Raw genomic sequence first — 9,706 nt, 5'->3', positions numbered from 1 at the left:
CCCGGCGCTGGCCCGACGAGTTGGCCCGCCGGTCCCCGGTGGTGGGCCTCGACGAGCACCCGCACCGGAAGTGGTGGCTACGCGACCAGCTGGCCCCCTACCGGGTGCTGCTGATCGACGACCGGGTCCCCCAACCGGACCGCGGCCGCGGTGACGGCCGCACCATGGCCGTGGTGAACGCGTGGCGCGAGGCGGACCCGAGGGCACGGGTGACGTTCTTCGCGGTGTCCCCGGAACGGGCCGAACAGGTGGCGCCGGCACTGGCCGCCCGCGGCATCGAGGTGGTGTGGGGTGTCGAGGACGCGGCGCACTGGTCGGTGGAGCGAGCGGGTCTGTACGACGTGGTGGTGGTCTTCCGCCCGCACAACTTCGTGGGCTACGGCGAGCCGATCGCCAGGGCCCAACCGCAGGCGGTGAAGGTCTACGACGCGGAGGCACTGTTCCACCGCAGGCCGGAACAGCATTTCGGCACGTCGACGGACGTGCTGGAGCGGCGGAGCTGGGCCGTGCAGGCGGACGTGCTGCGCCAGCAGGAGGTCGACGCGTTCACGTGGGCGGACGTGGCGGTGTGCGTGAGCGAGGAGGAGGCGCACTGGGCCCGCCGCGTCGCGCCCGAGGCGCGGGTGCACGTGGCGTGCTACCCGGCGGCGGTGTCGGCGGAGGTCCCGGGCTGGGCGGCCCGCCAGGACATCGTCTTCTTCGGCGGCTTCGACTCGACTCCTCGCACGCCGAACGAGTTCGCGGTGCTGGAGCTGGCCGAGTCGGTCCTGCCGCCGTTGCGTGAGCGCCATCCCGACCTGCGCCTGCGGGTGGTGGGCGCGGACCCGTCCCCGGCGGTGCTGGCGCTGGACAGCCCGTCGATCGAGGTGGTCGGCAAGGTGCCCGACCCGCGTCCGCTGCTGGAGTCGGCGCTGCTGCACGTGGTGCCGATGCGGTACGGGGCAGGCGTGAAGATCAAGTTCGTGGACTCGATGGCGGCGGGCCTGCCGTTCGTCACGACCCCGGTGGGCGGCGAGGGCCTGCACCTGGGCTGGACCGCGCGACACCTGATCGGCGCGTCCCCGGCGGAACACGTCGAGCTGTGCCACAAGCTGCTGACCGACCCCGTCCTGTGGACCGAGATACAGCAGGGCCTACTGGAGATCTGCGGAACCCACTTCTCGCCGGCCGAGTTCCGCCGCTCGATGCGCGACGTGCTGACGGACTGCGCGGTCCTCCCACCCGCCCCCTGAACCACTTTCGGGCGAAACCCGTACGAACGGACCGTTCGTAAGGCTTGCAGCAGGTTTCCGTCGCCCCAACCCGGTAGACTGGCTAGCGGGGTGCCCCCGGAGAGGGTGGGGGCTGCCAGAAACTCTTCGTGTAGTAGGGGACTGTGGATCGAGTTTCGGTGGTTGTGCGGGTCAAGCTGGTGCTTGCCCTCCTTCTGCCCGCGCTCTTTCTCGCGCTGCCAACGGTTGGCGGGCATGGCGCGCTTGGTCTGGCCACCGCACTGACCGCTGGTATCGCCGCCGCCTTCGTCGTGGCGGTCGTCCTTCATGGGCGGCTCGAGGCCGCCGTCCCCATCGGCGTTCGCGCCATCAGCCTGCGGGAACGGGCGCGGCTCGCCAACTTCATCCGCCTGCGCGACCCGGACGCCCGCGGGCGTACCCGGCCACGAGCTCCGTCACCGGACAGCGCGGCTGCCTGATCGGGCCCTGAGCCCACAGAAGGCAGTCGCTTTCGTCTGTCCGAAATCACGTCGACCTAGACGGAGCGACCCTTGTTCGACATCTTTCTCTACCCTGTTTCCGCCGTGCTCTGGTTCTGGCACACCCTGTTCGGCGCAATTCTCACCCCCGACAGCGGGCTCGCCTGGGTGCTCGCCATCTTCTTCCTCGTCTTCACCGTGCGCGTCCTGCTGATCAGGCCCGCACTCAGCCAGCTCCGCGCCGCCCGCAGGATTCGGCGGCTCGCCCCGCGGATGAAGAAGATCCGTGAGCGGTACCGCGACGACCGTCAGCGCATGGCCACCGAGATCCAGAAACTCCACGCCGACGCCGGCACCACCCCGCTCGCCGGCTGCCTGCCAGCCCTCCTCCAGCTCCCGGTCTTCCTCAGCCTCTACTGGGTTCTCCGTGACTTCGAACCCGGCGCCCAGGCCAACCACGCCTTCGACCGGGACGGCGTCGTCTCCTTCCTGAACGCGGACCTCTTCGGCGCGAAGCTCGGCAACTGGATCAACCAGCCCATGGCCGACCTCGCGGCGTTCGGGACCGACCGGGCGCACATGATCGCGGTCGGGGTGCCGCTCATGCTCATCGCGGGGCTCGCCACGTTCCTGTCCATGCGGCTGAGCATGCGGCGTCAGGACAACCCGAACCCGCAGCTGGCCGGCATCAGCAAGGTCATGATGTACCTCGCGCCGGCCGGCATGCTCCTGTCCGGCTTCCTCTTCCCGGTGCCGATCGGCGTGCTGCTCTACTTCCTCGCCAACAACGCCTGGACGTTCGGACAGCAGCACTTCCTCACCATCCACGTGGACAGGGAAGAGGCGCGAACCAAACCTCAGAAGACGGTCGCCGCGCCGCGGCCCGGGCAGAAACCCAGACGGCGACAGGGCCTAGTCGAGCGGCGGGGGAGGGAGCACCGGTAGGCGCAAGCGCTTGCCACGCAACGACTTCCACCGCATCGCTGCGGCCAGCAGGCGGCGTTCCGCGCCGGCCGTCTCCGGGCGGTTGGCGCGGGCCCGCCGCAGCAGCGGTCCGAGGTCGCGCTCGACCCGCGTCAGCTCGGCGAGGCGCTCGCGCACGTCACTCAGCCGGTGCCACTGACGCATCAGCAACACGGTCGTGAACTGGGCGATCCGGCGCAGCTCGTAGTCCGCCACCGTCTCCAGCTCCGGGTCCTCGTGCCGGCCCCGCAGCACCCGCAGCCAGCCCAGACCCGTCGGCAGGCCCTCGTCGAGGCGGTTGTCCCGGCGTCCGCTGACGGCGGCGTCGTGCTGCCGGTACGAGTGCAGTGGCCGGTCGACGTACACGACCCGGCCCGCCGCGAGGGCGACCACCGAGGTCCACTGGTCGTGGAACGCGGATGGCGTGCCCGGCGGGAACGGCAGCACCTGCTCCCGCACCACCTGCGCCCGCAGCATGCTCGCCGCGCCCGTCACCGTGTTCAGCAGCAGCATCGAGTCCAGGTCGTCCCACTGGTTGCGGCGGTGCCGCCAGAACGACTGCGCCACCACCTCGTCCCGGGAGTCGACCAGCCGCATGTCCGCGTACGCCAGCGTGACCGCCGGGTCGTCGAACCGGTCGAGCAGTGTGTCCAGCTTGTCCGCGTCCCACACGTCGTCCTGGTCGGACAGCGCGACGAAGTCCGCGTCGGCGGGCGCCAACGTCAGCGACCGCTCGAAGTTGCGGTAGAAGCCGACGTTGACCTCGCCTGCCACCACCACGAAACGCTCGTCGCCGTCGACGAGCCGGCGGATGGCCGCCACGTGGTCGTCGCCGGACGCGTCGTCCGAGATCACGCACACCCAGTTCGTGTGCTTCTGCGCGCGGATCGAGTCCAGCTGCTGCGCGAGGAAGTTCGGGTCCGGTCGGTAGGTCGCCATGCAGATCGCGACCTTCGGGCCGTCGGCCGGCCACCGCACGTCCACGGGCGCCAGGTTCCGCGCCGTCAGCGACACCGTGGGCAACCGGCGCGACAGCACGGTGCCGTCGTCCAGCGTCACCAACAACTCCAGCGGCAGGACACCCGGCGCGTCCGTCGCCGCGATCGGAATCCGCACGGTCACGCCACTTCCGTCCGGCACCCGCACCCCGCCCGGCCGCAACGCCGCCGCGACGTCCGGGCGGTAGTGCCCCCGGTTCGCCGGCACCTCCCGTGACCCGGCGCGCACCGAGACCGACCGCACCCCGATGGACGCGTGGGTGACCCAGCCGGTCAGCTCCAGCACCTGACCCTGACCGACGGCCACGATGGACGGCACGGCCAGATCGAAATGCAGCCCCGGATCCCGGTCGGCCCGCGACCGGTAGCGACCGGACACCACCGCGGCCAGCCGCGGACCCAGCCTGCGCAGCAACCCGTCCGGCTCGTCACCCGGGCGCCCCAACGCGAGGTCCCGAACGCCACGCACCAACCGCCCGGCCGGCCAGATCGACCGGTGCGCGGTCCGCACGAGCTTCGAGTTCTCCAGGGCGTCCAGCCGGGCACGCGTCCGGTTCAGGCGGTCGCGCAGGCTCACGGCCTCCGCGTCGAGTGCGGCGCGGGCCGTCTCGGTCCGCTCACTGGTCTCCCATGCGAGCGCCGCCTCGCGCACGGCCGTGGCCAGCTCGTTGAACGCCCGGCCCATCCGGTCGTCCTTCAGGTCCATCTCCGAGCGGGCCATCGCCAGCCCGTGCTCGGACTGTGTCATGCGTTCGGTCAGGTCGTCGATGTGCGTGCTCCGCCGGGACAGCTCGGCGGCCAGCTCCTGCTCCCGCGCGACGGCCGCGTCCCGTTCGTGCTCGGCCGTGCGGCGGGCGTCGTCGTTCTCGGCCAGTACGCGGATCCCGCCCGGGCGCCGCCACATCGGCTCGCCGGCGTCGGTGGCCGCGTCCTGCTCGATGTCGGCGGCGAACTTCTCGGCAGGGTGACCGGTCACCTGTGCCTGCAGTGCCGCCTCGGCCGCCACCAGCTCCGGCCAGCGGGCCGACAGCGCCGCGTCGAGACCGGTGAGCTGGCACAGCTCCTCGAGCACCCCGCGCACGGTCCGCCGCGCCGGCCACGGGTGCGGCGCGTGGCCGCGCACGACCTCCCGCGCGAACTCCAGCAGCGCACGCAGCATCACGAGCTCCGCGTCGACGCCGTGGCCCGCGTGCCACTCCAGGTCGACGCGGGTCACCTCGCCGTCGAGGCCGATGATCAGGTTGCCCGGATGCATGTCGAGGTGGTCCGGTGGGAGCACCGGCACGTCCGGCCGGTGCGGCAGGAACGGATGCGGCAGGTCCGAGGGATCGACCGGGCGCGCCCGCGCCAGGCAGGTCTGCCGCCACAGGGCGAGCAGCCGGGTCAGCTCAGCGGTGTCGTCGCGGCGCATGGCGTCGAGCAGGTACGAGTCCATCGCACGGCCGCGCCGCAACGGCTCGGACACCAGATGTTCCTGCCGCAGCCAGGATCCCGTGTCACCGAGTCCACTGTGGATGGTCTGTAGCGTGAAGTCCGGGTTGAGCTTGCGCGTGCGCCGCCACGCCGGCCGCCGGGTGCCGCTGACCAACCACGCGAGCGCCGGGTCGACCACGGTGGACAGTGCGCCGGGGGAGCGGGACGCGACGACGAGGAACGAGGGCGCCACCAACGGGCCGATGCCCTCGGTCATGGCGAGCCGGTGCGCGATCCGCCCGTTCACGGCGGCGTCGTTGCCGCCGAACGAACCCTGCAGCGGGTCGCGGACGAGCTTCTCCACGAGCTCCGGGCCGTACCGGAACGCGGACTCGTCGAGCACCACCCTCGGCAACTTGTAGTCCGGGTAGGGCAGGAGCCACCGCTGCGCGGTCAGGCCGGCGCCCGCCAGCAGGTTGTGGAGCGTGTGGCGGGTCCACGTCCTGGTCGACGGGACGTGCTCGCCGCGCGGGTAGTCCGAGAGCCCGATCCACGCCTTGCCGTGGTGGTCCTCGGCACCGCCGAGCAGGTAGCGCAGCCCGAGCTGGTTCTCGATCGCGAGGACGACGACCCCGTTGTCCGACAACGAGTTCACGACCGCGGGCAGCAGTGTGAACGGGTCGTTGTACTCCAGCACCCCGCAGATCAGCGCCAGGTCGAACGGGCCCTCGCCGGCGAGCCCCTCGACCATCGGCGACGAAACGATCCGCACGTCGGCCAGGTCCCGGCAGCGTTCCCGCGCCGCGGCCGCCCGGTCGGGCACGCCCTCGATGCCGAGCACCGACGCGCCCGCCTCGCCGAGCGCCCGGGTCAGGACCCCGGAGCCGCAGCCGAGATCGACCACCCGCAGTCCGGAGGTGATGCGCAGGGGTGCGAGCAGGCCGAGTCGCGCCGGTGAGAAGTGGTAGACCGTCTCCCACGTCCGGACCAGCGCGGACAGCTCGGCCGAGCCCGCGGAGACGTCCTGTGCGGCACGCAGTGCGGCCAGGACCTCCGACTCGGCTCCGTCGGCGTACTCGATCGTCATCTACGGAATCTACGGATCATGGGGCCGGCGGGTACTTCTTGGTCTCTTTCGCGAGCAGGTCGTTGAACTCGGACTCCACGTTGGCCGAGTCCGTCCCGTACACCTCGACGCGGACCATGTAGCCGTCGGTGAGGTAGTGCGCGCGGAACACGGTCGGGTCGCCCGGGTTCTTCGCCGCCAGCTTGCGGATGAACACCCCGTCCGCCTGGCTGGTCAGCTCGTACTGGGCCTGCTGGTAGAGCTGGTCCATGGCGTTGAGCACCCGTGCCGGGTCCGCGTCGGGGCCGAGTTTGAAGGCCCAGAGACCGCGGCGCAGCCCGCTCTCGTCGGTGACCAGGCCGCCGATCTCGGAGACGCCGACCGACTGCATCAGCGGCCCTTCGCTCTCGGCGGGCAGCTTCTGGGCGATCGCCTCCTGGATCGTGAAGGTGTGGTTGAGCACCTCGTCACCGGGCAGTTCGACGAACGGCCCCTCGGGGATGTTGGGCTTCTCCGACGTGGTGGTCGTCGTCTTCTTGCTCTGGGACTGGCTCGTCCCACCGTCGTTGCCGGCCTGGTTGCCGCCCTTGTCCCGGAACCCGAAGAACCAGACGGCGCCGCCCGCGAGCCCGAGCACCAGCACGATCGCGATGATGACGCCGACCATCCTGCCGGTGCCCCCGCCGGACTTCTCCTCGAAGACCTCGGGACCCTGTCGCGGCCAGCTCTGCTGCCCGAACTCCGGCGGCAGCTCCTCGTTCGCCCATGGCGGCGGGCTCATGTTCGGCTGCTGCGGCTGGTGGGTCTCCCACGGCGGCGGCGCGGGCCGCGGCGGGAACTGCGGGACCGGGTTGTTCGGCACGATCTGCGTCTTGTCCGCGTCGCCCTGGCCGACGACCTGCGTGCGGTCGCCGCCCTGGCCGGACACGATCTGCGTGCGGTCGCCGAAGGCCGGCGCCTGCGTCTGCGGGTTGATGGGGCGGAACACCTGCGTCGGGTCGCCGCCCTGCTGCTGGGGCTGCTGCGCAGCCTCCGGAGTGCTCTGCCCGGAGGCCTGGGCGATGACGCGGTCACGCCGCGTGCGGTACTCGTCCGCGGAGATCTGGCCGGACGCCAGCGCGCTGTCGAGCTGTGCGAGCTCGTCTTGCCAGGACATGAAGTCGCCCTCCAACACAGATGGGTCACCGACGCACGCGCTACCCCGCCATAACCTGGCAAAGACTATTGGGTGGGATGTGAGGCGGCGGTGTCGGGTGGCCGGTTATCTACCAGGCGGCGCCGCGTCCGTGACGGCCGTGATCGCCTGCTGGAAATGGGCGCCCAGCTCGTTGGCGTCACCCAGTGGGACCTGGAGCACGCTCAGCTGGATCGTGACGTCGCCGTAGGTGTACACCCCGCGCACGGCGGCCGCCTCCTTGTTCTTCACCGTGGTCACGGTGAGGCCCTTCGGCACCCCGTCGAGCTTCGTGTCGGTGAAGCCGAGCTCGTGCTGGACGCCGAGGATCTTGCCGGTGAGCTCCTTGGCCGCCGCGGGGCTGTCGCTCTTGTAGGCGTACAGCAGGTAGCGGTAGTTCTGCTCGGAGTACCCGGAGTAGGTGAGCTGCTTGGCACCCGCGTCGCCGAGCAGCGTCGCCTCGGACGGCGCGATCACGGCCAGCTGGCTGGCGCGCGTGATATCCATCTCACCGCTGTTCGTGGCCGGGTCGCCGGGCAGCTCGATCTTGGTGATGTCGACCGGCTCCGGCAGCGACTCGGACGTCGGCGCCGGGGTGTTCGTCGAGGACTGGTCCGCGGCGTTGTTGCCACTGTCCCGGAAGCCGAAGAACCACACCGCGCCGCCCGCGATCGCCAGCACGACGACCACCCCGATGGCGATCACCCACGGCTTCGGGCCGGTGCGGGCGGCCTTGTTGCTGGTGAACAGGTCCTGGGCGTCGAGTGGGGTGACCGCGGGCCCGCCGACCTGCGGCGGCACGGGCGGGAAGGTGCCGACGTTGGTCTGCGCCTGATGCGTCGGCGGCAGGGTGGACCACTGCGCGGGCTGGTCGGCCGGCGGGGTCACCGGCGCCACCAACTGGGTCTTCTCGGTCCCGCCGCTGCCGTTGTCCGCGGGGTTCGGACCGGCGATCTTGGCCGGGTCGGTGATGATCTGCGTCACCTCGGCCTCCGGTTCGGCCGATGCGCCGCCCTCGATGTTCACCACCTGCGTGACCTCGGCCGGGTCCGGGTTGTCGCTGTGCGCGGCGTTCAGCGAGCTGGCGGGCTCCCCGTCGGGGGGTGGTGGCCCGGCCGGCGGGCCGAGAACGGGTGACGGAGCTTGCGCGGACGAGGCCGCGGCGAGGATCTCGTCCCGGCGCTTGCGGTACTCGTTGGCCGAGAGCTCCCCGCCGGCAAGCGCGCTATCGAGCTGCCTCAACTCTTCCTGCCAGGTCATCCGGCGCCCTTTCTGCGGAGTTCCGTCCGCGATTTTCCCACTTGCGGTACCACCGGACGCACGGCACCTCGACGAAGCGGTACAGCAGGTCGGCGAGGACCGCGGTAGCGACTGTCGCGATGAGGAGGGCCGGTGTCGTGCCGGTGGTTGTCGAGAGTAGGTGAGGGGTCACGTAAAGAACCGGTACATGCACCAGAAACACGGCATAAGTTCTGTCCGCTAGGCCCCTCGTCCATCGTGCCGTGGCCAGGCCGCCGGACAGCCGGCAGCAGACGATCACAAGCAGCGCTATGCATACCACCATTCGGGCGTAACCCGGAACAGCCGGCGTGAGATCACTCGTGAGATCTCCCCGGACCAGCAGCAGCCACTGCAGCACGCCGTAGGCGAGGCCGGCGAGCGGGTGCAGGCGGCCGAGCCGCACGAGCGCGACGAGCTGGCCGATGAACAGGATCGGCAGGAACGTGATGATCACCCGCAGCATGTGCGTCGCGGTCGTGGACTCGTCGCTGACCACCGACAGCAGCACCGAGACCAGCGTCACGGCCAGTGCCGGCGGCAGCCACGGCCAACGCCGCAGCAGGGGGATCGTGGCCGCGACGAACAGGTAGTACGCGATCTGGACGCCGAGCGTCCACGTGACGAGATCGAGCCCGGTCTGGTTCGGGACGAAGAAGTTGGCGAGCGTGAGGTTCGCGAAGAGGTCGCCGGCGTCGACCGGCCCGGCCACGCCGACCTGGACGTGGCAGCTCGCCAGGACCCAGACGATCAGCAGGACCACCCACATCGCCGGCAGGATCCGCACGGCACGGCGCGCGACGAAGCGGCCAGGGCCCTCGCGCTGCGCGGCGAAGGTGATCACGACGCCGCTGACGAGAAAGAACGTGCAGATACCGAACGCGCCGACGAGGGCGTCGAGCCGAACCGGGGAGAGGACCGCCGCGGAGAGGTTCTCGTCGAACGTCCACCGCTGCCCGCCGGAGGCGAACCAGCCGCGGAGGTGGTCGTAGAAGACCGCGACCGACGCGACGATGCGCAGCAGGTTCAGGCCGTGGAGGTACCTCATGCGCCCACCAGCACGAGTAAGGCGCCGGCGACGAAGGGCACCTCGGCGGCGACGGCCAGCGCCCGGGTGACCGGGT

General features: G+C 71.0%; 7 protein-coding genes. 3 read left to right on the top strand and 4 right to left on the bottom strand.

The genetic code is table 11. From position 1 onward, the window contains the following. From VET29_RS11550 to yidC, 3 genes are all read left to right on the top strand, one after another. Window positions 1-1,232: glycosyltransferase (locus tag VET29_RS11550; RefSeq protein WP_324918995.1), on the top strand; the 1,232-nt coding region annotated here is incomplete at its 5' end. Between the two features lie 158 nt (window positions 1,233-1,390). Beyond that, window positions 1,391-1,690, top strand: a complete 300-nt coding sequence (locus tag VET29_RS11545) for a DUF6412 domain-containing protein (RefSeq protein ID WP_324918992.1) — start codon at window positions 1,391-1,393, stop codon at window positions 1,688-1,690. A 105-nt stretch (window positions 1,691-1,795) separates the two neighbouring features. Further along, on the top strand, window positions 1,796-2,635 hold the full coding sequence (yidC, locus tag VET29_RS11540; protein WP_414636483.1) for a membrane protein insertase YidC: 840 nt from the start codon (window positions 1,796-1,798) through the stop codon (window positions 2,633-2,635). Here yidC and VET29_RS11535 read toward each other — a convergent pair. The 4 genes from VET29_RS11535 to VET29_RS11520 all read right to left on the bottom strand — a co-directional run bounded on the left by VET29_RS11535 (window position 2,603) and on the right by VET29_RS11520 (window position 9,630). Then, a complete protein-coding gene (locus VET29_RS11535; RefSeq protein ID WP_324918986.1) occupies window positions 2,603-6,151 on the bottom strand; it encodes a glycosyltransferase in 3,549 nt (1,182 codons plus the stop codon). The genes yidC and VET29_RS11535 overlap by 33 nt on opposite strands. 16 nt (window positions 6,152-6,167) lie before the next feature. Further along, window positions 6,168-7,286 (bottom strand): SHOCT domain-containing protein, encoded by a 1,119-nt coding sequence (locus tag VET29_RS11530; RefSeq protein WP_324918983.1) that lies wholly within the window; start codon window positions 7,284-7,286, stop codon window positions 6,168-6,170. A gap of 105 nt (window positions 7,287-7,391) precedes the next feature. Further along, window positions 7,392-8,564: a hypothetical protein gene (locus tag VET29_RS11525; RefSeq protein WP_324918980.1), complete on the bottom strand. Its 1,173-nt coding sequence runs from the start codon at window positions 8,562-8,564 to the stop codon at window positions 7,392-7,394. Then, the gene (locus VET29_RS11520; RefSeq protein ID WP_324918978.1) at window positions 8,530-9,630 is read right to left on the bottom strand and encodes an acyltransferase; all 1,101 of its coding nucleotides are present in this window, start codon (window positions 9,628-9,630) and stop codon (window positions 8,530-8,532) included. Before VET29_RS11520 ends, VET29_RS11525 begins: the two co-directional genes overlap by 35 nt. Window positions 9,631-9,706 lie beyond the last annotated feature (76 nt).

This window comes from Actinophytocola sp. (genome assembly GCF_035634895.1).
Classification (GTDB): domain Bacteria; phylum Actinomycetota; class Actinomycetes; order Mycobacteriales; family Pseudonocardiaceae; genus Actinophytocola.
This window is presented reverse-complemented; position numbering and strand designations above follow the sequence as displayed.

What these genes read in the sequence shown, in the direction of transcription:
- VET29_RS11535 (WP_324918986.1), bottom strand. Translation starts at nt 6,151, where the DNA reads ATGACGATCGAGTACGCCGACGGAGCCGAGTCGGAGGTCCTGGCCGCA.
- VET29_RS11530 (WP_324918983.1), bottom strand. Translation starts at nt 7,286, where the DNA reads ATGTCCTGGCAAGACGAGCTCGCACAGCTCGACAGCGCGCTGGCGTCC.
- VET29_RS11525 (WP_324918980.1), bottom strand. Translation starts at nt 8,564, where the DNA reads ATGACCTGGCAGGAAGAGTTGAGGCAGCTCGATAGCGCGCTTGCCGGC.
- VET29_RS11520 (WP_324918978.1), bottom strand. Translation starts at nt 9,630, where the DNA reads ATGAGGTACCTCCACGGCCTGAACCTGCTGCGCATCGTCGCGTCGGTC.